Below are 25,029 nucleotides of genomic sequence, written 5' to 3'. Positions count from 1 at the left end.
AGCGGGCAAATGTTTGGCAAACTTCGCGGCGCGCACGCTGTCAGTGTGCCACGCGCCCAGGAATAGACGTAGCGAGAACAGCGAATGGACGTACCCCTGTCGAATCAGTCCGCCATGGACGAAGAAAGTTTCCGCCGCATTCTCAGCCGCAACGTTGGCCTGCCCCTGGGGCTCGGGCTGATCAGCGCGCTGTTCTTCGCCGGCGTGATCGGCTATCTGCTCAACGTGGTCAAGTGGGTGGAGCACACCGACCAGGTGCTCAACCACGCCAACGAGGTGTACAAGCAGACCCTGGACATGGAAACCGGCATGCGCGGCTTCCTGCTCAGCGGCAACGAGGAATACCTCAAGCCCTACGAGCTGGCGCGCGGCAAGTTCCAGCCGCAGCTGGAGCAGCTCGCCGAGCGCGTCGCCGACAACCCGCCGCAGGTGCAGCGTGCCCAGCGCGTGCTGGCCTTGCAGAAGCAGTGGGACGAGTACGCCCAGGAAGTGATCGTCGCCCGGCGCAAGGGCGGCGATTTCCTGCCCGAGGTGATCCGCGGGCGCGGCAAGAACCTGACCGACGCCATCCGTGGCGAGATGGAAGCGTTCATCACCACCGAGCGCGCGCTGCGCCAGCAACGCAATACCGACGTCAGCACCACCACCACCTGGGGCACCGGCGCCTACCTGCTGGTCAGCATCCTGTTCAGCGGCCTGCTGGCGCTGTTTGGCCGCCGCGAGTTGGTCAACCTGTCGAACGTCTACTCGGCGGCGATGGCCAAGCAGGGCGAATACGCCGAGGAGCAGCGCCAGCGCGCCTGGCTGCGCGGCGGCCAGACCCTGCTGGCGGAGCGCCTGCTCGGCCAGCAGCAGGTGCGCGGCCTGGCCGACCGCTCCCTGGAATTCCTCGCCGAGTACCTCGGCTGCGTGGTGGCCGCCCTCTACCTGCGCGACCTGCAGAACGGCGACCTGCAGCGCATCTCCGGCTACGGCTTCAGCAGCGACGAGATCTCCGGCCAGCAGTTCTACCGCAACGACGGCCTGGTCGGGCAGGTGGCCCAGGGCCGTCGCCCGGTGCAGCTGGACAACCTGCCGCCCGACTACATCAAGGTGGCTTCCGGCCTCGGCGAAGGGCAGCCGGCCACCGTGATACTGGTGCCGCTGCATGCCGACGACCGCACCAACGGCGTGCTCGAACTGGCCTTCATGCGCCCGCTGGGCGAGCGCGACCGCGAGTTCCTCGATTCCATCGCCGGCAGTGTCGGCACGGCCCTGGAGGCGGCGCGCTACCGCCAGCGCCTGCAGGAGGTGCTGGCCGAGACCCAGCAGCTCAACGAAGAGCTGCAGACCCAGCAGGAGGAACTGCGCGCGGCCAACGAGGAGCTGGAGCAGCAGGCCCGCGTGCTCAAGGAGTCCCAGGCACACCTGGAGACGCAGCAGGCCGAGCTGGAGCAGACCAACGAGAAGCTCTCCGAGCAGACCCAGGTGCTGGCCGACCAGCGCGACGAACTGGATCAGCGCAACATCAGCCTCGGCCGCATCCAGGCGCAGCTGGAGGAGCGTGCCGAGGAGCTGCAGCGCGCCAGCCGCTACAAGTCGGAATTCCTCGCCAACATGAGCCACGAGCTGCGCACCCCGCTGAACAGCTCGCTGATCCTGGCCAAGCTGCTGGCGGAGAACCCGCAGGGCAATCTGGACGGCGAGCAGGTGAAGTTCGCCGAGTCGATCTACGCGGCCGGCAACGATCTGCTCAACCTGATCAACGACATCCTCGACATTGCCAAGGTCGAGGCTGGCAAGCTCGAGGTGCGTCCGGAGCGCACGCCATTGTCCGGGGTGCTGGACGGCCTGCGCGATGCCTTCGTGCCGCTGGCCGGCGAACGCGGGCTGGACTTCCGCGTGGAACTGCACGCCGGCGTGCCGGAGCAGCTGTTCACCGACCGCCAGCGCCTGGAGCAGATCCTGCGCAACCTGCTGTCCAACGCCTTCAAGTTCACCGAGCGCGGCGCCGTCACCCTCGGGGTGGCGCGCCACGACGAACGCACCCTGGCCTTCAGCGTGCGCGATACCGGCATCGGCATCGCCGCCGACCAGCAGGAGGTGATCTTCGAGGCGTTCCGCCAGGCCGACGGCACCACCAATCGGCGCTACGGCGGCACCGGCCTCGGCCTGTCCATCTCGCGTGACCTCGCGCGCCTGCTCGGCGGCAGCATCGCCGTCAGCAGCGTGCCGGGCGAGGGCAGCTGCTTCACCCTGCTGCTGGCCGAACAGCTCAATCCAGCGGCGCAGGGTGAGGCCAGGCCGCTGGCGCCCGCCACGTTCATCCCGGCTGCCGCGCCGGCGCCGGCCCCCGTTGCGCCGCAGCGCCCGGCGGCGCTGTTCCCCGATGACCGCGAGCACCTGGCCGAGCACGGCGGGCGCTGCGTGCTGGTGGTGGAGGACGAGGCGCGCTTCGCCCGCATCCTCTTCGACCTGGCCAAGGAGCTGGGCTACGCCTGCCTGGTGGCGCCGGGTGCCGACGAGGGCCTGGAACTGGCCCGCCAGTACCGTCCGGACGCCATCCTGCTGGACATGCGCCTGCCCGACGGCTCCGGTCTCGGTGTGCTGCAGCGCCTGAAGGACGACGCCTCGACCCGGCACATCCCGGTGCACGTGGTGTCGGTCGAGGACCAGAGCGAGGCGGCGCTGCACCTCGGCGCCGTCGGCTATGCGTTCAAGCCCACCAGCCGCGAGCAGCTCAAGGAGGTGTTCGGCAAGCTGGAGGCCAAGCTCAACCAGCAGGTCAAGCGCGTGCTGCTGGTGGAGGACGACCAGTTGCAGCGCGACAGCATCGCCCGCCTGATCGGCGACGAGGACATCGAGATCACCGCCGTGGCGTTCGCCGGCGAGGCCCTGGAGAAGCTACGCGAGACGGTGTTCGACTGCATGATCATCGACCTCAAGCTCCCCGACATGCAGGGCAACGAGCTGCTGCGCCGCATGTCCGAGGAGGACATCTGCTCCTTCCCGCCGGTGATCGTCTACACCGGGCGCAACCTGACCCGCGACGAGGAAGCCGAGCTGATGAAGTATTCGCGCTCGATCATCATCAAGGGCGCGCGCTCGCCGGAGCGCCTGCTCGACGAGGTCACCCTGTTCCTGCACAAGGTCGAGTCCGAGCTGTCCAGCGAGCGCCAGCGCATGCTCAAGACCGCGCGCAGCCGCGACAAGCTGTTCGAGGGCCGGCGCCTGCTGCTGGTCGACGACGACGTGCGCAATATCTTCGCCCTGTCCAGTGCGCTGGAGCAGAAGGGTGCGCTGGTGGAAGTGGCGCGTAACGGCCACGAGGCGCTGGCCAGGCTGCGCGAGCACGACGACATCGACCTGGTGCTGATGGACGTGATGATGCCGGAGATGGACGGCTACGAGGCCACCCGGCAGATCCGCCAGGAGGCGCGCTGGGAGAACCTGCCGATCATCGCGGTGACCGCCAAGGCGATGAAGGACGATCAGGAGCGCTGCCGCGAGGCCGGCGCCAACGACTACCTGGCCAAACCCATCGAGCTGGATCGGCTGTTCTCGCTGATCCGGGTGTGGATGCCCAAGCTGGAACGCCTCTGAATGCCCGACGAGATCGAACTGCGCCTGCTGATCGAGGCCGTCTACCTGCGCTACAGCTACGACTTCCGCGATTACGCGGGGGCCTCGCTGAAGCGCCGCGTGCGCCAGGCCCAGGCGCAACTGGACTGCCCGACCATTTCCGCCCTGCAGGAGCGCATCCTGCACGACCCGCAGGCGTTCATGCAGCTGCTGCAGTACCTCACCATCCCGGTCAGCGAGATGTTTCGCGATCCCGGCTATTTCCTCGCCCTGCGCGAACAGGTGGTGCCGCTGCTGCACACCTACCCGTCGCTGAAGATCTGGGTGGCCGGTTGCAGCACCGGCGAGGAGGTGTACTCGCTGGCCATTCTGCTGCGCGAGGAAGGCCTGCTCGAACGCACCATGATCTATGCCACCGACATCAACCCGCATTCGCTGGCGAAGGCCGAACAGGGCATCTTCTCCCTCGAACAGGTGCGTACCTACACCGAGAACTACCAGCGCTCCGGCGGCAAGCGCGCCTTCTCCGACTACTACACAGCGGCCTACGACCGTGCCCTGTTCGACAAGTCGCTGCGCGCCAACGTGACCTTCGCCGACCATAGCCTGGCCACCGACAGCGTGTTCGCCGAGACCCACCTGGTGTCCTGTCGCAACGTGTTGATCTACTTCAACCGCGCCCTGCAGGACCGCGCCCTCGGCCTGTTCCACGAGTCGCTGTGCCACCGCGGCTTCCTCGGGCTGGGCAGCAAGGAAAGCATCGACTTCTCCGGCTATGCCCAGCAGTTCGAGGCGGTGGCGCGCCAGGAACGGATCTTCCGCAAGCGATGAGCGGCGCGCCGAAAATCCGTCTGCGCGGCATCCTCCGCGCCCCGCTGGAGGCCCTGGTGATCGGCGCCTCGGCCGGCGGCGTGGAGGCCCTGCTGCGCCTGCTCGGCGAGCTGCCGGCGGACTACCGCCTGCCGGTGGTGTGCCTGCTGCACATGCCCGATCGCAACGACAGCCTGCTGGCCGACCTGCTCGCCCGGCGCCTGCCGTTGCCGGCCAAGGAGGCCGCGGACAAGGAGCATTTGCGCGCCGGTGTCGTGTATGTCGCGCCGGCCGGCTACCATCTGTCCATCGAGAGTGATCACAGTTTCTCCCTCAGCCGCGAGGAGGTGCGCCATTTCGCGCGGCCGTCGATCGACATCCTCTTCGAGTCCGCCGCCGACGCCTATGGCGAGCGGCTGGCCGGGGCGCTGCTCACCGGCGCCAACGAAGACGGTGCCGCCGGCCTGCTGGCGATCCAGCAGGCCGGCGGGCTGACCCTGGTACAGGCACCGGCCGATGCCCAGGTGCCGACCATGCCGGAGGCGGCGCTGGCGTTGCTGAAACCGGACTTTATTCTGACCCTCGATGCCATGCGTACGCTGCTGGCCGAACTGGATGCCCCGCCATGCTGAGGATGATCGAAGCCAAGCTGTTGATAGTCGACGACCTGCCGGAGAACCTGCTGGCCCTGCAGTCGTTGATCCAGGGCGATGAGCGCACGGTGTTCCAGGCCACCAGTGCCGACGCGGCGCTGTCGCTACTGCTGGAGCACGAGTTCGCCCTGGCCATCCTCGATGTGAAGATGCCGGGCATGAACGGGTTCGAACTGGCCGAGCTGATGCGCGGCACGGAAAAGACCCGGCACATCCCGATCATCTTCGTCAGTGCCGTCGGCCCCGAACTCGACTACGCCTTCAAGGGCTACGAGCGCGGCGCGGTGGATTTCCTGCACAAGCCGCTGTCGCCCTACGAGGTGCGTAGCAAGGTGTCGATGTTCGTCGACCTGTACCGCCACCGGAAGGCGCTCAGCACCCAGCTGGAGGCGATGGAGGCCGCCCGGCGCGAGCAGGAAGCGCTGCTCGAGGAGCTGCGCGAGACCCAGGCCGAGCTGCAGAAGGCGGTGCAGATGCGCGACGAGTTCATGTCCATCGTCTCCCACGAACTGCGCACGCCACTCAACGGCCTGATCCTCGACGTGCAGCTGCGCAAGTTGCGTCTGCAGCAGGGGCGCAGCGACGCCTTCAGCGCAGACAATCTGCGCGAGATGACCAACCGTGACGAGCGGCAGATCCGCAGCCTGACCCGGCTGATCGACGACATGCTCGACGTTTCGCGCATTCGCACCGGCAAGCTGTCGATCCGCCCGCAACCGGCCGACCTCGGCGTGCTGGCCGGCAGCGTGGTGGAGAACCTGGCGGCGCAGTTCGTCAGCGCCGGCAGCCACGTGGAACTGGCTGTGGAGGGGCCGGCGCCGGTGCTGATCGACGAATTCCGTATCGAACAGGTGTTGGCCAACCTGCTGACCAACGCGCTGCGCTACGGCGGCGGCAAACCCGTACAGGTTCGCGTGTGGAGCGACGGCGAGCAGGTGTGCGTCGCCGTGCGTGACCAGGGCCAGGGCATCTCCGAGGGCGACCAGCGGCGCATCTTCGAGCAGTTCGAGCGAGGGTGCGATACCGGTGTGGCCCACGGCCTGGGCCTGGGTCTGTTCATCAGCGAGCAGATCGTTCAGGCCCATGAGGGCCGCATCGAACTGGAGAGCCGTCTTGGCGAGGGCTCCTGCTTCACCGTGGTCCTGCCCCGTCACGCTTGATCGTGCAAATTGCAATTGCCGAAATCGTGCATCTTGCAAAGCGCATGGCGCAGCCTGGTGCGGTTTAATTCAAGTTGTTGATTTATAAGGGTTTTTTAGGAATAAAAAAGCTGGCACGAGCGCTGCAGATTCAATCGCGTAGCCCGATTGATCCGCTGATGGAGAAGCGCCATGCACACCGTTCATCTGAGCCTGTTCTGCGCAGCTGCTTTCCTAATCAACGGTGCTCATGCCAGTGAATTCTCCGGATCGGCCGGTGCCGCCGCGAAGACTGCCGAGCTGACCGTTTCCGCCAGCCTGGTAAGCGAAGACCGTAGCACCCTGCTGGAGGGCCTCGGCGAATTGCGCCGCCAGGCCAGCCGCGCCGCCCATGAAGATCAGCACTGGGTGCGGATCGCCGACGACGAAACCGACACCGCCGTGCGCCCGCCGCGTCCTACTACCGGCAGCCCGCGCTGGGTGTTTTAACCCGACAGGAGTCTCAGCATGTCTCGAAGCGCCGTATTCCTGATGATCATGACCCTGATGAGCCTGGCCCCGCTGTGGCTGATCCCTGGACTGGAAGAGACCCCGACGCTGGCACTCAAGTGCTGTACCGGCTTCTTCGGCACCGCCTTCCTCATCGCGCTGATGGCGGGCCGTCGCTTCAAGTTCGATCCCATCCTGCGCTAAGCAAGCCGAGCTTCACCGTGAGCCGCCTACGGGCGGCTTACTGCTGTCTGCACCGCCGGCAGGCTGAGGTAGAAGTTGGCACCCTGGCCGGGGCGCGAATACACCCCGATGCGCCCGCCATGCAGCTGCACGATCTCGCGCGCCAGCGCCAGGCCCAGGCCGACACCGCCCTTGCGCCGGCCGACCTGGACGAAGGGTTCGAAGATGCGCCCCTGTTGGCCGAAGTCGATACCCTCGCCGCGGTCCTGAACGCTGAGAATCACCTGCTCGCCATGGCGGCGGACCTGCAGCTGTACTTCGCCGCCCGGGTTGCTGTGGCGCATCGCATTGCTGAGCAGATTGTTCAGCACCCGTTCCAGCTGCTGCACGTCCACACTCAGCTGTGGCAGCGGCCCATGCGCCTCGCTGGTGAGGGTCAGGCCGCGCTCCAGGGCTTCGTCGGCGAAGCGCTCGCGGGCCTGCTCGATCAGCTGGGCGAGGTCGCAGGGAACCCGGCGCAGGGTCTGCAGGCCGTTCTGGTAGCGGGAGAAGTTCAACAGGTCGTCGATCAGCTGCACCAGCCGGCGCATCTCCTCGTCGACGGTGCGCATCAGGTCCTGCTCGCGGCTGCCCAGTTGCGCCGGCAGGCGCTCGCGTAGCAGGCTGAAAGCCATGTGGATGCCGGTGATCGGGGTGCGCAGTTCGTGGGAGGCGCGCAGGATGAACTCGCTGCGCACGCGCTCGAAGGCGCGCTGCTCGGTGACGTCGCGCAGCACCATCACCGCGCCGACGCTGCCGCCCTCGTGCAACTGCACCGGCGTCAGCGCCCAGGCCAGCAGGCGCTGGTCGCCGTTGCGGTCGATCTGCAGGTCGGCCGGCTGCTGGCGCAGCAATTCGCCGGCCAGCACCTGTCGCAACGCCTCGTCTACCGCGTGGCCCGGCAGCAGCGGGCCGATCGGCTGGCCGATCACCTCGGCGCTCCACGACAGCTGGCGCAGGGCCACCGGGTTGGCATGCTCGATGCGGCCGTGGGCGTCGAGGATCACCAGGCCGTCATCGATGCTATCGAGCACGGCCTTCAGGCGTCCCTCGCTGTTCAGCAACTGGCTGAGGTTGCTGGAGTGGTACTGGCGCAGGGCCTCGGTCATCAGGCCGAAGCGCCGGCTGAGGGCGGCCAGTTCGACCACCGGCGATACCGGCAGGACCACGTCGTACTGGCCGAGACCGACTTGGTCGGCGGCGCGTGCCAGCAGGTCGATCGGCGCGCCGAAGCGGCGGGCGATGCCGTTGGCGGTGAGCACGCCGATGCCCAGCACCGACAGGCCCATGAGGCCGAGCAACACGGCGATCAGTCGCGAGCGTTCGCCGGCCCTGCGCTCGTTCTCGATGACCCGACTCACCACCTGGTCCTGCTCGCTACGGATCTGATCGCGCAGGCGCTCGAATGCGGCGGTGAAGGACTCGTAGCGGGCCAGGTTGTGGGGCACCTCGCCGGCCGGTGTGCTGCTCTGCACCACCCGCTGCATCTCGTCGTACAGGGCAGCGGATTCGCGCAGGCCGTCTTCGTAGCGCCGCCCCAGCCCGGCGTTGAAGCCCTGTTCGAGGGTGTCGAGGAAGCGTTGGTGGACCTGGGCGAGGCGCGCGGGGTCGGGCCGGTCGTCATCGACCAGCAACAACAGCTCGTCGCCCAGGTGCTGGCGCAGCTTCTGGCTGATCTGCACGGCGCTGAAACCACGCTGGATCAGGTCGCTCTGGCTGCGTGCCATCTGCGTGACGCTGAACAGACCGAGCAGCAGCCCCAGCAATGCCACGGTGATCAGCGCCGAGATGCTGAGGAACAGGCGAGTGCGGAGCCTCATCGGCAGCTTCATGGATGCCCCAGGTCAGAGGTTGTATTGCTTGCGTTTACGGTAGAGCGTGGAGGCGTCTATGCCCAGTGTCTTGGCCGCCAGGTCCAGGGTGCTGCTGCTGGCCAGCACGGCGGCGATATGCGCCTTCTCCAGCTCCTCCAGGCTCATCGGCGCGCCGACCCGCGCCGCGCCGCTGTTGTTCTCGGCGTTGCCGCCGAGGCCCAGGTGGCTGACCTCCACGGTGTCGTGCTGGCAAATGATGCTGGCGCGCTCGATCACGTTGCGCAGCTCGCGAATATTGCCCGGCCAATGGTAGGCCTGCAGCGCGCCGATTGCCTCGGAGCTGAAGGCGCAGGCCGGGCGGCCGTAGTCGGTGACGAAGCGCGCGAGGAAGCGCTCGGCCAGGGTCAGTACGTCTTCCTGGCGCTCGCGCAGCGGCGGCAGCTTGAGGGTGATGACGTTGAGGCGGTACAGCAGGTCTTCGCGGAAGCGCCCCTCGCGCACCATTTCGTCCAGGTCGAGGTTGGTGGCCGCGACGATGCGCACGTCGGCGCGGCGAGTCACCGGGTCGCCGACCCGCTCATATTCCTTGTCCTGGATAAAGCGCAGCAACTTGGGCTGCAGGGTCAGCGGGAAGTCGCCGATTTCGTCGAGGAACAGGGTGCCGCCGTCGGCCTGGCTGACGCGCCCCTGGGTGCTCTCGCTGGCGCCGGTGAAGGAGCCGCGGGCGTGGCCGAACAGCTCGCTCTCCATCAGCTCGGCGGTCAGCGACGGGCAGTTGATGGTCACGCAGGTGCGTTTGGCGCGGCGGCTCCAGCCGTGGATGGCGCGCGCCAGCTCGCCCTTGCCGGTGCCGGACTCGCCGAGGATAAGGATATTGGCATCGGTGGTGGCGACCTGCCGTGCGGTCTCCAGGACGGTCATCATCGTCGGGCTGTGCGAATCGAGTCCGTCCTTGGCCTTGCGCACTTCGCCTTCCAGGGCTTCCAGGCGCGCAGCCAGGGCGCGCACCTCCAACTGCTTGGCGGCGGCCAGGCGCAGCTGGTCGGGAGAGCAGGGTTTGACCAGGTAATCGGCTGCGCCGGCCTGGATGGCGTCGACCGCGGTATCCACCGCGGAGTGGGCGGTGATGATCACCACGCGCATCCACGGCGCCTGGATACGCATCTGCGCCAGCAGGTCCAGGCCGCTGTCTTCGCCCAGGCGCAGGTCGAGGAAGCACAGGTCGAAGACCTGGCGCAGCAGCAGATTGTCCGCCTGCGCGGCGCTGCTGGCGGTGGCGACACTGTAGCCATCGTCCTCCAGGCAATAGCGGAAGGTGCGGAGAATGGCGGACTCGTCATCCACCAACAGGATCCGTCCTTTGTTATCTGCTTCTTCTTGCATCTTTTCCTTCTCTCGGTGCGTCGGCCTGAGGGTTAGTCTCGAAAGTTTCGTGCAAGTTGCACGGATATTTTTGCACGATCCTGCAGCCTGCATGCCTGTGAAACCGATGCTGTTCTCTATGTAATTGAAAATAAAGGAATTTTAATAATAAAAATTTGGCATGCGAATTGAAAATACCAGCTCAGGGCGGACGATCCGCCGATGGAGAGCGACATGACCAGTCAAGCCAACGTGCTCAACCAGCTGATAGAGATCACCCGCGACGGTGAGCACTTCTATCGGCACGCGGAGGCCGCCGTGGAAGACCAGCGCCTCAAGGCAGTGTTCCATGACATGGCCCAGGCCAAGGTCGGCATCATCCAGGCCCTGGCGCTGAAGGTCGCGGAAAACCACGACTATCCGGCCGAGTCCGGCACCCTCAGCGGCAGCCTGCACCGCCTCTACGCGCAGACCCGTGCGCGCATGGCGAGCGACGGCGAGGCCACCTATGTGGCGGAGTTGGAATCGGCCGAGGATCGCCTGCTGCATGCCTTCGAGGAAGCCCTGGAAGAAGCCGATGACGACCTGCGTACCGTGCTGGCACCGGAGGTGCCGAAACTGCGTGCCAGCCACGAACGCATGAGCGAATTGAAAAGAACCTTGAACTAAGGAGCCGAAAAGCTCCCCTCACATTCAGAGGAGATATGGAAATGCTCATCCCGATCCTTGCTTTGCTGGTTGCCGTGTTCGGTGTTGTAGGCAGCGTCGTGAGTCTGGGGCGAGCCATGTTCTTCAGTCTGGATACCGAATCCGAGGATGGACCGGCCGACGACCTGGTCTGACCTCTGGGATGTTGAAATAGAAGGAGACGCCATCATGCTGAGTTGGGCTATTACATTTCTGATCATTGCCATCATCGCCGCAGTTCTTGGCTTCGGTGGCATCGCCGGCACCGCCACGGGCATCGCGAAGATTCTCTTCGTGGTCTTCTTGGTGATGTTCATCGTATCCATGGTCTTCGGACGCAGGGCTCCCTGACGTTCCGTGAGAGGAGGCGCGCGCTATCCGCGCGCATGACCAGGGGTCGGGACGCTCTGCTTGCCGGAGTGACCTAGGGGTACAGGGAGGACCCCCGCAAGGGCCGGGTCAGGTCGCAACGTCGGCGTAAGCGCCGCCATTTCCCTCGGGAAGGCGGCGCTTACGCCGCGTTCATTTCGGCACCGGCTATTTGTGGCGGCGCTCGCCGCGTTCCGGTCTGACCGTTATCATCGGCCTCCGAACGGGGGAACTGACGATGCTCAACGGCCTGTGGCTGGGATTCTTCGTGGTGGCCGCGCTGGCCGCTGCGATGCGTTGGATAGGCGGGGATGCCGCGGTGTGGGCGGCTATGGTGGAAAGCCTGTTCACCATGGCCAAGACCTCCGTCGATGTGATGATCCTGCTGTTCGGCACGCTCACCCTGTGGCTCGGCTTCCTGCGCATCGCCGAGAAGGCCGGGCTGGTCGAGGTGCTGGCACGCCTGCTCGGCCCGCTGTTCGCCCGGCTGATGCCGGATGTGCCGCGCGGCCACCACTCGCTCGGCCTGGTCACCCTCAGCTTCACCGCCAACGGCCTTGGCCTGGACAACGCCGCCACGCCCATCGGCCTGCGCGCGATGAAGGCGCTGCAGGAACTCAACCCTAATCCCACCTCGGCGACCAACGCCCAGGTGCTGTTCATGGTGATGAACGCCTCGTCGTTCGTCCTGCTGCCGGTGTCGATCTTCATGTACCGCGCGCAGCAGGGGGCGGAAGACCCGGCCCTGGTGTTCCTGCCGATCCTCCTGGCCAATGCCGTGTCCACCCTCAGCGCCCTGCTGGCGGTGGGTGTGATGCAGCGCCTGCGCCTGTGGGACCCGGTGCTGCTGGCCTGGTTCGGCGGCGCCGCACTGTTGATCGGCGGCTTTATGGCGATCCTCGCCGGCCTCTCCGCCACCGCGCTGACCGCGCTGTCGTCGCTGCTCGGCAACCTCACCCTGTTCGGTCTGATCTTGTGCTTCCTGCTGCTCGGTGCACTGAAGCGCGTGCCGGTGTACGAGAGCTTCGTCGAGGGCGCCAAGGAAGGGTTCGAGGTGGCCAAGAACCTGCTGCCCTACCTGGTCGCCATGCTCTGCGCGGTCGGCGTGCTGCGGGCCTCGGGGGCGCTCGACGTGCTGCTCGACGGCATCCGCTGGTGCGTCGAGGGCCTGGGCTGGGACAGCCGCTTCGTCGAGGCGCTGCCCACCGGCCTGGTCAAGCCATTCTCCGGCAGCGCGGCGCGGGCCATGCTGATCGAGACCATGCAGACCCAGGGCGTGGACAGCTTCCCGGCGCTGATCGCGGCGACCATGCAGGGCAGCACCGAGACCACCTTCTACGTGCTGGCCGTGTACTTCGGCTCGGTCGGCATCCAGCGCGCCCGCCATGCGGTGGGCTGCGCCCTGTTCGCCGACCTGGTCGGAGTGATCGCCTCGATCCTGATCTGCTACTGGTTCTTCGGCTGACGTTGCCTGCTTCGGTGTGCTGCCTGCGGCGAGCGGCAGGCGCTACCCAAGCGCCGCATCCAGTACCGAGTGGGCGCCCGGCGTAGGGTGGCCGCGCCCGCGCAGCGGGCAGCCCGCCTTCACATCCCCACCCTTACTTGAGCCCCAGCCGCGTCGCCAGGCGATGCAGGTTGGCGCGGTCGAGGCCCAGCTCGCGGGCGGCGGCGGCCCAGTTGTCCTGCTGTCGACGCAGGGCCGCCTGGATCAGCTGGCGCTGGTAGGCGTCCACCGCCAGGCGCAGATCGCCCACCGCTGCCTGCCCTGCTCCAGCGTCTGTCTGAACGGCGGCAACCGCCACGGCCGGCACCTGCGCCTGCGGCGCCAGATCCAGGTCGCAGGCCTCGAGCGTGAGGATGCGCGGGCGCTCCGGCTGGCGCGCCAGGGCCTTGAGCGCGGCGCGGCCGAGCAGATGTTCCAGCTCGCGCACATTGCCCGGCCAGGCGTGGCCGAGCAGCGCCGCCTGGGCCTCGGCGGCCAGGCGCAGGCCGCGCAAATGCAGGCGGGCGCGGTTCTGTTCGAGGAAGTGCCCGGCCAGCAGCAGCACGTCGCGGCCGCGCTCGCGTAGCGGCGGCACCTGCAGCGGATAGACGCTGAGGCGGTGATAGAGGTCGGCGCGGAAACGCCCGGTGCGCACCTCCTCGGCCAGGTCGCGGTTGGTGGCGGCGAGGATGCGCACGTCCACCCGGTGCTCGCGATCCGAACCCAGGCGCTGCAGTTGGCCGCTCTGCAGCACGCGCAGCAGCTTGGCCTGCACCGGCAGCGGCAGCTCGCCTACCTCGTCGAGGAACAGGGTGCCGCCGTCGGCCAGTTCGAACTTGCCGCTGCGCTCGCCACTGGCGCCGGTGAAGGCGCCGCGCACATGGCCGAACAGCTCGCTCTCCACCAATTGCTCCGGCAGCGCCGCGCAGTTGATGCTGATCAGCGGCTTGCCGGCGCGCGGCGAGCGGCCGTGGATGGCCTGGGCCACCAGCTCCTTGCCGACCCCGGTCTCGCCGGCGATCAGCACGGTCAGGTCGCTGCCGGCCACCGTGTCGATCTCCGCCTGCAGGCGCTTGTGCGCCGTGCTCTGGCCGATCAGCTCGGCATGCACGGCCTGGCCGGCCACCTCGCGAAAGCGTGCGGCCAGCTGGCGCTCGGCCTCGGCGCGCTGGGTCAGGCTGAGCAGGCGGTCATTGGCTTTCACCGAGGCGGCGGCCAGGCGGGCGAAGGCCTCCAGATTGTCCAGGTCGCTCTGGGCGAAGCTGCCGGGCTGCATGCTGTCGAGGGTGATCAGGCCCCAGGGGCGGTCGTCGATGAACAGCGGGCAACCCAGGCAGTCGTGTACTTCCAGATGGCCGACATGTTCTTCCACCAGGCCATCGTAGGGATCGGGCAGGTCGCTGTCGGCGGCGAAGCGGGTCGGCCGACGATCACCGAGCAGCACCTCGAAGCGCGGGTGCTCGGCCAGGGCGAAGCGGCGGCCCAGGGTGTCGGCGCTGAGGCCGTCCACCGCCAGCGGAATCAGCTGCTCGCCGTCCAGACGCAGCAGCGCGGTGGCATCGCAGGGGATCAGCGCGCGCAGGGCGCTGAGCAGGCGCCGGTAGCGCTCCTCCTCGGCCAATTCGCGGCTGAGATCGTCGACCAGCGGTAGCAGGGCCTGCAGCAATGGATGCGTGGTCATCATGACTCCATGATGTCGGTATGACACGTTGTCTTATCGACTATTTATGCAATAAATATATGATTTATAAAGATAAATAGTCTGGCACGAATACTGATATTCCCTCCGCAGAAAAACCCTGCGTGCAAGAGGAATACCCATATGTTGTCCAACGAACACATCGCTCTCGTCAAGGCCACCGTGCCCCTGCTGGAAAGTGGCGGCGAGGCCCTGACCACCCATTTCTACCGCATGATGCTCGGCGAATATCCGCAGGTGCGCCCGCTGTTTAACCAGGCGCATCAGGCCAGCGGCGACCAGCCGCGGGCCCTGGCCAACGGCGTGCTGATGTATGCCAAGCACATCGACCGCCTGCAGGCCCTCGGTCCGCTGGTCGGGCAGATCGTGCAGAAGCATGTGTCGCTGCAGATCCTTCCCGAGCATTACCCGATCGTCGGCAGCTGCCTGCTGCGCGCGATCCGCGAGGTGCTCGGCGCCGAGGTCGCTACCGATGAGGTGATCGCCGCCTGGGCCGCCGCCTACGGCCAGCTGGCCGACCTGCTGATCGGCGCCGAGGAAGAGGTTTACTCCGCCAGCGAGCGTGCCGAGGGTGGCTGGCGTGGCGCGCGGGCCTTCCGCGTGGCGCGCAAGGTGCGCGAGAGCGAGGAGATCACCTCGTTCCATCTGCAGCCGGTCGATGGCGGCGCGATTCTAGACTTCATCCCCGGCCAGTACATCGGCCTGCGCCTCGAGCTGGAGGGCGAGGAAGTGCGCCGCAACTATTCGCTGTCCGCCGCGCCCGATGGCCGCGAGTACCGCATCAGCGTCAAGCGCGAGCCGGGCGGCCGGGTGTCCAACCACCTGCACGACCGCGTCGGCGAAGGCGACCAGCTGGAGCTGTTCATCCCGGCCGGCGAGTTCACCCTCAGCCCTTCCAGCAAACCGCTGGTGCTGATCGGCGCCGGGGTCGGCATCACTCCGCTGATGACCATGCTCGAAGCGGCGGTACACAGCGGCCGGCCGATCCGCTTTATCCACTGCGCGCGCAATGCCGGCGTGCAGGCCTTCGCCGCACGGGTGGACGAGCTGGCGGCGGCGCATCCGCAGCTGCAACGCTTCTACTGCTTCGACGAGGCGCGCCCGGACGATGGCGCCGACGCCCACGGCCGCCTCTCCCTGGAGCGCCTGCGCGCCTGGCTGCCGGCCGAGCGCGACCTGGATGCCTACTTCCTCGGCCCCAAGCCGTTCATGGCCGCGCTCAAGCGCAACCTGCGCGAGCTGGGCGTGCCGGAAGCGCAGACGCGCTACGAGTTCTTCGGCCCGGCTTCCGCGCTGGAGGCGTGAGACCAGCGGTCGGCGTCATGCCCGCTGCGGCATGGCACCGGCCGGCACTGCTGGCAAAACGCAGCTATGGTTCTGGTAGGCATTGCGCCTGTAGTAGGTGACCTACCATGAAAAACTGGACTATTCGGACAAGGTTGTTCGTCCTCATCGTCCTGATGATGGCGGGCAGCTTGGCTATCGGCATCTCCGGCCTCACCGGCCTGCGCGGTGTACTCGACGGCCTCAACAGCGTTTACCTGGATCGTGTGGTGCCGTTGCGCGACCTCAAGGTGATCGCCGATCTCTACGCGGTGAACATAGTCGACGCCAGCCACAAGGCGCGCAACGGCGGCCTCCCTGCCAGCGAGGCGGCCAGCCAGGTGGAGCAGGCGGAAGGCAAGATTCAGCAGCTCTGGCAGGCCTACCTGGCCACCCACCTGATCGACGACGAGAAGCGTCTGATCGACCAGATCCAACCCCTGATGCAGCAGGCCCATGAGCCGATCCAACGACTCAAGGCGATCCTGCGTGCCGACGACGGCGAGGCCCTGGCAGCCTTCACCGCCAAGGAGCTGTATCCGCACATCGACCCGCTGTCGGAGCAGTTCGGCAAGCTGATCGAGGTGCAGCTGCAGGAGTCGGAGCGTCAGTACGAACAGGGCCTGGCGCTGTACCAGCGCAACTTCAACCTGGTCGCCGGGCTGCTGGCACTGCTGCTGATCGGCGGCGGGGTGCAGGCCTGGACGATGAGTCGCGGCATCAACCTGCGTCTCACCGAGCTGCGCGAGGTGGTGGCACGCAACGCCGCCGGCGATCTCAGCCAGCCGGTGCAATGCAGTGGCGGCGACGAGATCACCGAGGTGCAGGCCTCGTTCAAGCTGATGCAGGAGAACCTGCGCGACACCCTGCAGGGCATCCAGGGCGCCGCCACCCAGCTGGCCTCGGCGGCCGAGGAGTTGCACGCGGTTACCGAGCAATCGGCCCAGGGCATCAACCGGCAGAACGACGAGATCCAGATGGCCGCCACCGCGGTTACCGAGATGTCGGCGGCGGTGGACGAGGTGGCGCGCAACGCCAACCACACCTCGGACTCTTCCCGCGAGGCGGAGCAGACCGCCGAGGCCGGGCGCCAGCAGGTGAGCACCACGCGCAGCACCATCGAGCAGCTCAGCGAACGCCTGCAGATCACCTCGGGCACCATTGCTCGCCTGGCCGACGAGGCCATCGCCATCGGCCGGGTGCTGGAGGTGATCCGTACCATTGCCGAGCAGACCAACCTGCTGGCGCTCAACGCCGCCATCGAGGCGGCGCGGGCCGGCGATCAGGGCCGTGGCTTCGCCGTGGTGGCCGACGAGGTACGCGCGCTGGCCCAGCGCACGCAGAGTTCGACCCAGGAGATCGAGCGGATGATCAGCGCGATCCAGAGCGCCAGTCAGGAGTCGGTGGACGCCATGGGCGCCAGCAGCGAGTACGCCAGCCGCAGCAGTGAGATGGCCAGCCAGGCGGACGGCGCGCTGGCGCTGATCGCCGAGCGGGTCGGGCAGATCAACGAGATGAACCTGGTGATCGCCAGCGCCGCCGAGGAACAGGCCCAGGTGGCGCGCGAGGTGGACCGCAACCTGGTGGCGATCCGCCATATCGCCGAGCAGAACTCCACCGGAGCCCAGGAAACCTCCGTGGCCAGCGACCAGCTGGCGCGCCTGGCCAGCGAGCTGAACGGCATGGTGCAGCGCTTCCGCCTGTAGCGGCTCAGCGCGCTTCCTGTTCGCCGTCGTCCTCGTCGGCGAACAGGCCCTTGCCCCAGCCCACGATGGGGTCGTCGTACTGGTGCGCTTCGAGGGCGGCCAGCTTGGGCTCGATAAAGGCCTCGAACTCGGCGCCTGAGTCGAAATAGTGCTGGCCGGTGAATACGGTGAACTGCAGCTTCTTGCCGGTGCTGACGGAGAACATGTTGCCGATCGGCTCGCCGTCCTTGCGCAGCAGGATCAGCTTGGCGTGGCTGCCCAGCTTGCGGGTCAGCTCGATCTCTTCCTCGGTCACCCCTTCACCCAGCAGGCCCAGGGCGATGCCGGCGCCCTGCAGCGAGCTGTAGCTGGACATCAGCGCCTCGCCGGCGCTGGAGGTGAGCGACACGGTGCTGTGCAGGTAGAGGCCGCTGAGCGGCTCGGAGTCGTAGCTCAGGTCCGTGGTGCGGGTCCAGTAGGTGGTGGTCTTGCCGAAGTAGCCGGCATCCTCGCCATAGCCGAAGTCGGCGCCGGTGAGCAGCAACTGGCGCTCCGCCGCGCTGGGTTGCGAGTCGTCGCTGCAGCCGCCCAGCAGCAGGGCGAGCAGCAGACAGGTGATGGTTCTGAGCATGGTGCGATCCTTGCGATGTGCCTGGCCGCAGCTTGCCCCAGCGCTCCTGTCCTGGCTAGCGACTAGTCGACGCGGAAGCGCAGCACGCCGATCTGCTGGCCGGCCTCGGTCACCACCTGCACCTGCCAGTCGCCGGCGGGCTCACTCGGGAAGTTGCGCTTGTGGGTCCAGGCCCGGTAGCCGGCCTTGCGTCCGCCGTGGATATCCAGGGCGATGCGGTCCATCTCCACGCCGTCGCGCTTCCACACGTGGTAGATGCGTTCGTTCAGTCCGCGCGGCGCGCTGATCGCGGTGTAGGCGTAGAGCCCGGCCTGTTGCAGCTGGGCGGCGGAAACCTGCTCGAGACTGCGCCCGGGCTTGCGCTCCTGCAGCTGTTCGGTGACCGCCACCTGGGTCAGCCACAGGGTCGCCGGCGGCACCCAGGGGCGCGCCAGCCAGGCGCCGACACCGAGGGCGGCGACCAGCCCGGCCAGGGTCGCCCAGCGCCAGCCGCGCTGGATGCGCAGGCTGCTGCCGAGACTCGGCAGGGTCACTATCAGGGCGATGCCCAGGGCCAGGCGATAGCTCTCGGCGGTGGTCAGGTGGACGATCAGCGGCAGCGCCACCAGCAGCACGGCGAACAGCGCCAGGCTGTGGAAGCTCAGGTACAGCCAGCGCCGCGCGGCCAGCCACTTGTAGTAGAGCGGGTCGATGATCGCCAGCAGCGCCGCCGCGCCGAGCAGGCCGGTGAACAGCGCCTGGCCGCTGTTCCAGGCGGTGGTGACGAAGAAGAACGGCAGGGCGAAGAACAGGCTTTCCTGGTGGATCAGCTGGGTCAGGTAGCGCAGCAGCAGCGGCGGCACCTCGATCCCCAGCCAGCGCGCCGCGCTGCGAGTCAGCAGGCTCTCCAGCAACAGCCAGACCCAGCTCAGCAGCATCAGCACGGCAATCACCTTGCCCACGCCCGCCTGGCGGTCGACCAGGATGAAGCTGGCCACGCCCGAGCAGAAGCCGAACGCGGCGATCAGGCCGGGGTAGCGTTGCAGCAGGGCGAGCAGGCGAAGCAGGTGGGGTTTCCAGTGCGGCATCGGCGGCGGGACGAGGGATGAGGGAGGGGTCGGCAGGATACCAGCAGGACTGCCGCCGCGCTGGCGCGACGCGATGGCCGGGTCAACACTGAGGGCTTGGACGGAGGGCTGTGGATGGCGTGTCGGCGACGAATATCGGCCTGGCGATCGGCCTGGGGCGTTCTGGCAGCGGCGCTGGCAATGACGGGTCAGGCGGCCGAACAGCTGCCGCTGTATCTGATGGAGGTGCCGCCGATCACCATCAACCAACCCGAGCGCAAGGGCATAGTCGGCGACGTCACCCTCGAGGCTCTGCGGCGCGCCGGCTTTGCCTACCAGCTCGTCGTGGTGCCCAGTCCGCGGGCGCTTGCCGTGGTGCCGGAACTGCGGGACACCCTGATCATCCCCCTGGCGCGATTGCCCGAGCGCGAGGCCAATTTCACCTGGATCGCCGAGATCGTGCGTGTGGAGCGGGCCTTCTACACCCGTGCGCGCAGGCTCGGCTCCTTCGCCGAAGCCAGCGGACTGCGCAGCATCGCCGTATCGCGTGGCTCCGCCGGGCACAGCATCCTGCTCGCCCGCGGCTTCGCGCCAGCGCAGATAGTCGAGGTCAACCAGGGCCCCTCGGCGCTGCACATGGTGCGCGCCGGGCGGGTCGATGCCTGGTACAACCCGGTGCTGGAGGCCGAGCTGCTGCAGCGCCAGGAAGGTGGCCTGCACCTGGTGCAGAGTGAGTTGCTCGGCTCCACGGCGCAGTATCTGGCCTGCTCGCGGCGCTGCGACCGACGCCTGGTGGAGCGCCTGGCGGCAGCCGTACAGAGCATGCGCGAGGATGGCAGCCTGGAGCGTATCGAGGCCGGCTACCCGAGGCACTGAGCCTCAGTGGAGCGGTGGCGCCACGGGTGGCGAGGATAGCGGCGCTTCCTCGGCCTCCAGCGCGGGGCTGTCGTCCCCTTCCAGCACCACATAGGCACTGCCGCAGAACAGCGAATTGAGGCGCTTCATGTCGGCGATCAGTTCCAGGTGCAGGGCGCTGGTCTCGATGCTCTGCACCACCTGGCGGCTGAGGCGGCCGACATGGGCGTGGGCCAGCTTGCGCTCCTCGCGACGGAAGTGGCGTTTCTCCTGCAGCAGGCGCTGGGCATTGTCGCGGTTGCCGTTGAGGAACACGTTGAGGCCCAGGCGCAGGTTGTTGGCCAGCAGTTCGTGCAGCCCGCTGAGCTCCTCCAGGCCGCTGTCGGAGAAGCTGTAGTGGCGGGCGCGCTTGTGGTTGTCGAGCTTGCCGACCATCTGCTCGATCAGGTCGCCGGCATGCTCCAGGTTCACCGCCAGCTCGATGATCTCCGCCCAGCGCCGACTGTCGTGGGCCGGCAGGTCGTCGCGCGGCATCTGCGCCAGATACAGCTTGACCGCGCCGTACAGCGCATCGACGTCATCGTCCAGGCGGCGCACCTGCTGGCTGGCCTCGCTGGAGCCGCCGCGCAGCACCTCGCGCAGGTGCACCAGCATCTGCTCCACCAGGTCGCCGATGCGCAGGGTCTCGCGCACCGCGTTGGCCAGGGCCAGGCTCGGTGTCTCCAGTGCAGTACGGTCGAGGTGGCGTGGCCGGGCCACGCCTTCGTCACGCGCCCGTTCCGGCAGCAGCAGGCTGCACAGGCGTGCCATCCAGCCCACGGTCGGCAGCATCAGCAGGCAGCGCAGGCTGTTGTAGGCCAGGTGGAAGCTGATCACCAGGGTCGCGGCGGACCAGTCCAGCTTTTCCATCCACTGCACAAGCGGTTCTACCAGCGGCAACACCAGGAGCAGGCCGAGCAGCTTGTACAGCAGGCTGCCCAGGGCCACCCGGCGCCCGGCCGCCGACTGCATGCTGCTGTTGATCAGCGCCAGCACGCCGCTGCCGATGTTGGCGCCGATAACCAGGCCGATGGCCACCGGCAGGCTGATCATGCCGCTGCCGGCCAGGGTCGCGGTGAGCAGCACGGCGGCCAGGCTGGAGTAGGTGATCAGGGCGAACAGCGCGCCAACCAGGGCGTCCAGCAGCAGGTCGCCGGTCAGCGAGGCGAACAGCGCCTCGATGCTGTGGGATTCGGCAATTGGTTTGGCCGCCTGGACGATCAGTTGCAGCGCCAGGATCAGCAGGCCGAGGCCGATCGCCACCCGGCCGATCTGACCCAGGCGACTCTGCTTGCGCGAGAGAAACAGCACCACGCCGACGAAGATCAGCAGCGGCGACAGCCAGGACAGGTCGAGGGTTAGCACCCGCGCCATCAGCGCGGTGCCGACGTCGGCACCGAGCATGATCGCCAGGGCTGGGGCCAGCGCCATCAGGTCCTGGGCGACGAAGGAGGTCACTAGCAGGGCGGTGGCGTTGCTGCTCTGCACCAGGGCGGTGACGCCGATGCCGGCGGCGAATGCCTGCGGCCGCCGCGCCACGCTGTGGCTGAGGATGCGCCGCAGCTGCGAGCCATACACCCGCAGGATGCCGGTGCGCACGATATGGGTGCCCCACACCAGCAGGGCGATGGCGGATAGCAGATTGAGCAGGGTCAGCATGGCGCAGCCTCGGGGCTCGCTCTTCTTCGACGGGCACGATTTTCCGGCGCCCTCCTGTTTAGCTTTAGTTGTAGATCGGTGAAGGCGCCAGGCGTTCAGCCTCCGTTGCCGCTGCTCGTTGGGCAGGTTCATGCGCGGATCTGAGCGCTGCCGGAGCGGCCATTGCGCGGCCATGAACTGCTACCCTAGCGGCCTACCACCGGACGCCACCCCATGCTCAGCCTGTACCACGCCCCCGACCTTGAAACCCTCGGCTTGCTGGCCTGCAAGCTGCTCGCCCAGCCGCAGGCGGACGTGCTGGCGCCGGCGCGGGTGGTGGTGCCGAGCCAGGGCATCGGCCGCTGGCTGACGTTGCAGCTGGCGCGCGAACAGGGCATCGCCATGCACCTGGAGGTGCAGCTGCCGTCGAGCTTCGTCTGGGCCCTGGCGCGCCAGGTGCTCGGCGCCCTGCCCGAGCAGTCGGCGTTCAACCCGCAGGCGATGACCTGGCGCCTGTACGACTGGCTGTGCGAGCCGGCCAACTTGGCCCGCGCCGAGCGCCTGCAGCGTTATCTGGAAGGTGGCGATGAGCGCCGCCGCCTGGCCCTGGCGGCGAAGATCGCCGACGTGTTCGACCAGTACCTGCTCTACCGCGACGACTGGCTGGCCGCCTGGGAGCGCGGCGAGACCTGCGACCTGGGGCCGGACGAGGCGTGGCAGGCGCTGCTGTGGCAGGAGCTGACCCGCGATGGCCACCCGCACCGTGCGCGCCTGCTCGGCGAACTGCTGGCGCGCCTGCACGCCGATACCCCCATCAAGGGCATGCCCGAACGCCTGCTGGTGTTCGGCATCAGCTCGCTGCCGCCGCACCACCTGCGCGTGCTGGAGGGGCTGGCGCGGCATACGGATATCATCGTGTTCGCTCTCAACCCCTGCCGCGAGGCCTGGGGCGAGATTCGCGACGTGCGCGAGCTGGCGCAATCCGAGGTCAGCCCGGATGACTGGTACCTCGATGTCGGCCACCCGCTGCTGGCCAGCCTGGGCAAGCAGGGCCGCGACTTCTTCGACAGCCTGCTCGGGCAGATCGCCGAGGAACACGGCATCTACCCGCAGGACAACGAGCTGGCCGACGACAGCCTGCTGCACGCCCTGCAGCAGGACATCCTGCGCCTGCGCACCCGCACTCCGGATGAGCGCCTGGTGCTGCGCGAGGACGACCGCTCGCTGGAGCTGCATATCGCCCACTCGCCGCTGCGCGAAGTGGAGATCCTGCATGACCAGTTGCTCGCCCGTTTCGCCGTCGACCCCCACCTGAGCCCGGACCAGGTGGTGGTGCTGACCCCGGATATCGAGCGCTACGCGCCCTATATCGAAGCCGTCTTCGCCCGTCGCGAAGGTGCGCCCTATGTGCCCTACAGCCTGGCCGACCGCAGCCTGCGCGCCGAGACGCCGCTGATCGAGGCTTTCCTCGGCCTGCTCAGCCTGCCGGAGAGCCGCTTCGCCGCCGAGGAAATCCTCGCCTGGCTGGAGCAGCCGGCCATCGCCCGTCGCGCCGGTATCGAACCCGAAGACCTGCCGCTGCTGCGCGACTGGCTGCGCCAGGCCGGCGTGCGTTGGGGCCGCGACGGTGGTCATCGGAAGGCGCTGGACCTGCCGGCCGACGACGCCTTCACCTGGCGCCAGGGCCTGGATCGCCTGCTGCTCGGCTTCACCGCGCCGCCACAACTGGCCGGCGATGGCGTACCGCTGCTCGGCGACAGCCTCCCCTTGGATGCCCTGGAAGGCGCCCGCGCCCAGCTGCTCGGCCGCCTGTGCGCCTTCGTCGAGCAGCTCGCCGGCCTCGCCGAACGCCTGCAGCGGGCTCGCCCGCTGGGCGACTGGGCGCTGGACCTGCAGGGCCTGATCGACGTGCTGTTCGACGAGCGCGAGTCCGGCGACACCCTGCTCCTGCTCAGCCAGGCCTGTGCGGCCCTGGCGCGCCAGGCCGAGGACTCCGCCATCACCCGCCCGGTCGAGCTGGCGCTGGTGCGCCAGCAGCTCGGCGCGGCGCTGGAGAGCGGCAGCGGCGCCTCGGGCTTCCTCACCGGCGCAGTGACCTTCTGCACCATGGTGCCGATGCGCAGCCTGCCGTTCCGCCAGGTCTGCCTGCTCGGCCTGGACGACGGCGCCCTGCCCCGGCGCACGCCGGCCGCCGGCTTCGACCTGATCGCCAAGCGTCCGCGCCGCGGCGACCGCGCGCGGCGCCTGGACGACCGCTACCTGTTCCTCGAGACCCTGCTCAGCGCCCGCGATGGCCTGTACCTCAGCTATGTCGGCCGCGACCCGCGCGACAACGCCGAGCTGCCGCCTTCGGTGCTGATCAGCGAGCTGCTGGAGGCCGTGGATCTCACCGCGAGTCAGGGGGCGAACAAGGCTAGCGCGCGCATCACCATCGAGCACCCGCTGCAGCCCTTCTCCCCCGGCAACTTCGAGCAGATCGGCGCGCGGCGGGGCTTCGCCGCGGCCTGGTTCCGCGCCGCCCAGCGCCTGGCCGAGGCACCGGCGGCCAGTGCGCCGGCCTTTATCCAGCGCCTGCCGGAGCCGAATGCGGACGGGCCGGGCGGCGATCCGCTGACCATCGAGCCGAGCCAGTTGCTCTACTGCTTCAAGCATCCGGCGCGCTTCCTGCTGGAGCAGCGCCTGGGCCTGCGCCTGGCCGAGGCCGAGGAGGCCATCGCCGCCGATGAACCCTTCGCTCTCGAAGGCCCGGCGCGCCGTGGTTTGCGTCAGCTGGCCCTGCAGGCGGTGGAGCGTGGCTGGTCCGAGGAGCAGGAACGGCGTATCGCCCGGGCCGCCGGCTGGCTGCCGCCCGGCGAGCTGGGCCACGCCCTGTGGGGCAAGCAGCGCGGCCCGGTGCGCGCCTTCGCCCCGCGCCTGTTCGAGGCGCGCCCGGAGGATGCACCCCAGCCGCTGCTGGTGGATATCGAACTGGCAGGCGTGCGTGTGCACGGCTGGCTCGACGGCGTCACCTCCGGCGGCCTGTTCGACTGGCGCCTGGCCGCTCCGGGCGCCTGGGACCTGCCCGGTTTCTGGCTACGTCACCTGCTGTTGAATGTGGCCGCCACGCCCGAGATCGCCCGCGAGAGCCTGCTGGTGTCGCCTGCCGGCGACTGGCAGCTCGGCCCGCTGGGCGATGCCCGCGCGCTGCTGGAGCCCTGGCTGGCCGCCTACCGCGAGGCGCTGTGCGAGCCGTCGCCCTTCATCACCCGCAGTAGCTACGAGTTCGCCAAGGCGCTGGTCACGCCCGCCGCCAAGAGCCGCAAGGAGCCCATCGACGCCGCCCGCGACAAGGCCTCGGCCGCCTGGCTCGGCGCCGAGTTCAGCCCTATCCCGGGCGAGATCAACGACCCTTGGTACGCCCTCGCCTTCCGCCAGCGCGAGCCGCTCGACGCACGCTTCGAGGCCCTGGCCGAACAACTGCTGGGCCCAGCGCTCAAGGCGCTGGCAGCTCCCGATGAGGAGGATTGAGGCATGCAGACGGCTTT

At 68.0% G+C, this 25,029-nt stretch carries 20 protein-coding genes; 14 read left to right on the top strand and 6 right to left on the bottom strand.

Going from position 1 to position 25,029, the window contains the following annotated elements; all coding sequences use genetic code 11:
* Positions 1–84 precede the first annotated feature (84 nt).
* From N7607_RS11390 to N7607_RS11365, 6 genes are all read left to right on the top strand, one after another.
* A complete protein-coding gene (locus tag N7607_RS11390; RefSeq protein WP_279865927.1) occupies positions 85–3,582 on the top strand; it encodes a response regulator in 3,498 nt (1,165 codons plus the stop codon).
* Positions 3,583–4,392, top strand: a complete 810-nt coding sequence (locus N7607_RS11385) for a protein-glutamate O-methyltransferase CheR (protein ID WP_279865929.1) — start codon at positions 3,583–3,585, stop codon at positions 4,390–4,392. It begins immediately after the preceding gene.
* Positions 4,389–5,003, top strand: a complete 615-nt coding sequence (locus N7607_RS11380; protein ID WP_279924023.1) for a chemotaxis protein CheB — start codon at positions 4,389–4,391, stop codon at positions 5,001–5,003. The genes N7607_RS11385 and N7607_RS11380 overlap by 4 nt, the downstream gene beginning before the upstream one ends.
* A complete protein-coding gene (locus N7607_RS11375; RefSeq protein WP_279867909.1) occupies positions 4,997–6,184 on the top strand; it encodes a hybrid sensor histidine kinase/response regulator in 1,188 nt (395 codons plus the stop codon). Before N7607_RS11380 ends, N7607_RS11375 begins: the two co-directional genes overlap by 7 nt.
* A gap of 171 nt (positions 6,185–6,355) precedes the next feature.
* Positions 6,356–6,652 (top strand): hypothetical protein, encoded by a 297-nt coding sequence (locus N7607_RS11370; protein ID WP_279867908.1) that lies wholly within the window; start codon positions 6,356–6,358, stop codon positions 6,650–6,652.
* Between the two features lie 18 nt (positions 6,653–6,670).
* Positions 6,671–6,856: a PA3371 family protein gene (locus N7607_RS11365; protein WP_279867907.1), complete on the top strand. Its 186-nt coding sequence runs from the start codon at positions 6,671–6,673 to the stop codon at positions 6,854–6,856.
* A gap of 26 nt (positions 6,857–6,882) precedes the next feature.
* Here the strand turns inward: N7607_RS11365 and N7607_RS11360 are convergent, their stop codons facing one another.
* The gene (locus N7607_RS11360) at positions 6,883–8,706 is read right to left on the bottom strand and encodes an ATP-binding protein (protein ID WP_279867906.1); all 1,824 of its coding nucleotides are present in this window, start codon (positions 8,704–8,706) and stop codon (positions 6,883–6,885) included.
* A 12-nt stretch (positions 8,707–8,718) separates the two neighbouring features.
* Positions 8,719–10,071: a sigma-54-dependent response regulator transcription factor AlgB gene (gene algB, locus N7607_RS11355; RefSeq protein ID WP_279867904.1), complete on the bottom strand. Its 1,353-nt coding sequence runs from the start codon at positions 10,069–10,071 to the stop codon at positions 8,719–8,721.
* Positions 10,072–10,284: 213 nt separating this feature from the next.
* On the opposite strand from algB, the gene N7607_RS11350 reads away from it, so the two are divergent.
* The 4 genes from N7607_RS11350 (at position 10,285) to N7607_RS11335 (ending at position 12,571) form a co-directional block, all read left to right on the top strand.
* The gene (locus N7607_RS11350; RefSeq protein ID WP_279867903.1) at positions 10,285–10,719 is read left to right on the top strand and encodes a PA2169 family four-helix-bundle protein; all 435 of its coding nucleotides are present in this window, start codon (positions 10,285–10,287) and stop codon (positions 10,717–10,719) included.
* A gap of 41 nt (positions 10,720–10,760) precedes the next feature.
* Complete coding sequence (locus N7607_RS11345) at positions 10,761–10,892, top strand: hypothetical protein (RefSeq protein WP_279867902.1); 132 nt, start codon at positions 10,761–10,763, stop codon at positions 10,890–10,892.
* A 34-nt stretch (positions 10,893–10,926) separates the two neighbouring features.
* Positions 10,927–11,088, top strand: a complete 162-nt coding sequence (locus tag N7607_RS11340; RefSeq protein ID WP_192313808.1) for a DUF1328 domain-containing protein — start codon at positions 10,927–10,929, stop codon at positions 11,086–11,088.
* A gap of 256 nt (positions 11,089–11,344) precedes the next feature.
* Positions 11,345–12,571: a nucleoside recognition domain-containing protein gene (locus tag N7607_RS11335; protein ID WP_279867898.1), complete on the top strand. Its 1,227-nt coding sequence runs from the start codon at positions 11,345–11,347 to the stop codon at positions 12,569–12,571.
* A gap of 133 nt (positions 12,572–12,704) precedes the next feature.
* Here the strand turns inward: N7607_RS11335 and norR are convergent, their stop codons facing one another.
* A complete protein-coding gene (norR, locus tag N7607_RS11330; protein ID WP_279867896.1) occupies positions 12,705–14,270 on the bottom strand; it encodes a nitric oxide reductase transcriptional regulator NorR in 1,566 nt (521 codons plus the stop codon).
* Positions 14,271–14,411: 141 nt separating this feature from the next.
* On the opposite strand from norR, the gene hmpA reads away from it, so the two are divergent.
* Both hmpA and N7607_RS11320 read left to right on the top strand, forming a co-directional pair.
* Positions 14,412–15,593: an NO-inducible flavohemoprotein gene (hmpA, locus tag N7607_RS11325; protein ID WP_279867895.1), complete on the top strand. Its 1,182-nt coding sequence runs from the start codon at positions 14,412–14,414 to the stop codon at positions 15,591–15,593.
* Between the two features lie 107 nt (positions 15,594–15,700).
* Entirely contained in the window at positions 15,701–17,317 is a 1,617-nt protein-coding gene (locus N7607_RS11320) for a methyl-accepting chemotaxis protein (protein WP_279867893.1), read from the top strand.
* A gap of 4 nt (positions 17,318–17,321) precedes the next feature.
* Here the strand turns inward: N7607_RS11320 and N7607_RS11315 are convergent, their stop codons facing one another.
* Together N7607_RS11315 and N7607_RS11310 are read right to left on the bottom strand one after the other, a co-directional pair.
* A complete protein-coding gene (locus N7607_RS11315) occupies positions 17,322–17,927 on the bottom strand; it encodes a hypothetical protein (protein WP_279867892.1) in 606 nt (201 codons plus the stop codon).
* Positions 17,928–17,989: 62 nt separating this feature from the next.
* Positions 17,990–18,994 (bottom strand): DUF5924 family protein, encoded by a 1,005-nt coding sequence (locus N7607_RS11310; RefSeq protein WP_279867891.1) that lies wholly within the window; start codon positions 18,992–18,994, stop codon positions 17,990–17,992.
* Between the two features lie 180 nt (positions 18,995–19,174).
* Between N7607_RS11310 and N7607_RS11305 the strand changes: the two genes are divergently transcribed.
* The gene (locus N7607_RS11305; protein WP_279867889.1) at positions 19,175–19,849 is read left to right on the top strand and encodes a transporter substrate-binding domain-containing protein; all 675 of its coding nucleotides are present in this window, start codon (positions 19,175–19,177) and stop codon (positions 19,847–19,849) included.
* 3 nt (positions 19,850–19,852) lie between these two features.
* Here the strand turns inward: N7607_RS11305 and N7607_RS11300 are convergent, their stop codons facing one another.
* Entirely contained in the window at positions 19,853–21,526 is a 1,674-nt protein-coding gene (locus tag N7607_RS11300; RefSeq protein ID WP_279867887.1) for a Na/Pi cotransporter family protein, read from the bottom strand.
* A 213-nt stretch (positions 21,527–21,739) separates the two neighbouring features.
* Here N7607_RS11300 and recC point away from each other — a divergent pair, with 213 nt between their 5' ends.
* Positions 21,740–25,012 (top strand): exodeoxyribonuclease V subunit gamma, encoded by a 3,273-nt coding sequence (recC, locus tag N7607_RS11295; RefSeq protein ID WP_279867886.1) that lies wholly within the window; start codon positions 21,740–21,742, stop codon positions 25,010–25,012.
* Positions 25,013–25,029 lie beyond the last annotated feature (17 nt).

The sequence above is a fragment of the Pseudomonas sp. GD04019 genome (genome assembly GCF_029837695.1).
Taxonomy (GTDB): domain Bacteria; phylum Pseudomonadota; class Gammaproteobacteria; order Pseudomonadales; family Pseudomonadaceae; genus Aquipseudomonas.
Note: the sequence above shows the minus strand (reverse complement) of the source record. Positions and strands in the feature narration are given on the sequence as shown.

Excerpts from the sequence above, each read along its gene's own strand:
- N7607_RS11335 (WP_279867898.1), top strand. The coding sequence starts at position 11,345 with ATGCTCAACGGCCTGTGGCTGGGATTCTTCGTGGTGGCCGCGCTGGCC.
- N7607_RS11305 (WP_279867889.1), top strand. The coding sequence starts at position 19,175 with ATGACGGGTCAGGCGGCCGAACAGCTGCCGCTGTATCTGATGGAGGTG.
- N7607_RS11360 (WP_279867906.1), bottom strand. The coding sequence starts at position 8,706 with ATGAAGCTGCCGATGAGGCTCCGCACTCGCCTGTTCCTCAGCATCTCG.
- N7607_RS11340 (WP_192313808.1), top strand. The coding sequence starts at position 10,927 with ATGCTGAGTTGGGCTATTACATTTCTGATCATTGCCATCATCGCCGCA.
- N7607_RS11320 (WP_279867893.1), top strand. The coding sequence starts at position 15,701 with ATGAAAAACTGGACTATTCGGACAAGGTTGTTCGTCCTCATCGTCCTG.
- norR (WP_279867896.1), bottom strand. The coding sequence starts at position 14,270 with ATGACCACGCATCCATTGCTGCAGGCCCTGCTACCGCTGGTCGACGAT.
- N7607_RS11345 (WP_279867902.1), top strand. The coding sequence starts at position 10,761 with ATGCTCATCCCGATCCTTGCTTTGCTGGTTGCCGTGTTCGGTGTTGTA.
- N7607_RS11375 (WP_279867909.1), top strand. The coding sequence starts at position 4,997 with ATGCTGAGGATGATCGAAGCCAAGCTGTTGATAGTCGACGACCTGCCG.
- N7607_RS11315 (WP_279867892.1), bottom strand. The coding sequence starts at position 17,927 with ATGCTCAGAACCATCACCTGTCTGCTGCTCGCCCTGCTGCTGGGCGGC.
- N7607_RS11310 (WP_279867891.1), bottom strand. The coding sequence starts at position 18,994 with ATGCCGCACTGGAAACCCCACCTGCTTCGCCTGCTCGCCCTGCTGCAA.
- N7607_RS11380 (WP_279924023.1), top strand. The coding sequence starts at position 4,389 with ATGAGCGGCGCGCCGAAAATCCGTCTGCGCGGCATCCTCCGCGCCCCG.
- N7607_RS11370 (WP_279867908.1), top strand. The coding sequence starts at position 6,356 with ATGCACACCGTTCATCTGAGCCTGTTCTGCGCAGCTGCTTTCCTAATC.
- hmpA (WP_279867895.1), top strand. The coding sequence starts at position 14,412 with ATGTTGTCCAACGAACACATCGCTCTCGTCAAGGCCACCGTGCCCCTG.
- N7607_RS11390 (WP_279865927.1), top strand. The coding sequence starts at position 85 with ATGGACGTACCCCTGTCGAATCAGTCCGCCATGGACGAAGAAAGTTTC.
- N7607_RS11385 (WP_279865929.1), top strand. The coding sequence starts at position 3,583 with ATGCCCGACGAGATCGAACTGCGCCTGCTGATCGAGGCCGTCTACCTG.
- N7607_RS11300 (WP_279867887.1), bottom strand. The coding sequence starts at position 21,526 with ATGCTGACCCTGCTCAATCTGCTATCCGCCATCGCCCTGCTGGTGTGG.
- N7607_RS11350 (WP_279867903.1), top strand. The coding sequence starts at position 10,285 with ATGACCAGTCAAGCCAACGTGCTCAACCAGCTGATAGAGATCACCCGC.
- recC (WP_279867886.1), top strand. The coding sequence starts at position 21,740 with ATGCTCAGCCTGTACCACGCCCCCGACCTTGAAACCCTCGGCTTGCTG.
- algB (WP_279867904.1), bottom strand. The coding sequence starts at position 10,071 with ATGCAAGAAGAAGCAGATAACAAAGGACGGATCCTGTTGGTGGATGAC.
- N7607_RS11365 (WP_279867907.1), top strand. The coding sequence starts at position 6,671 with ATGTCTCGAAGCGCCGTATTCCTGATGATCATGACCCTGATGAGCCTG.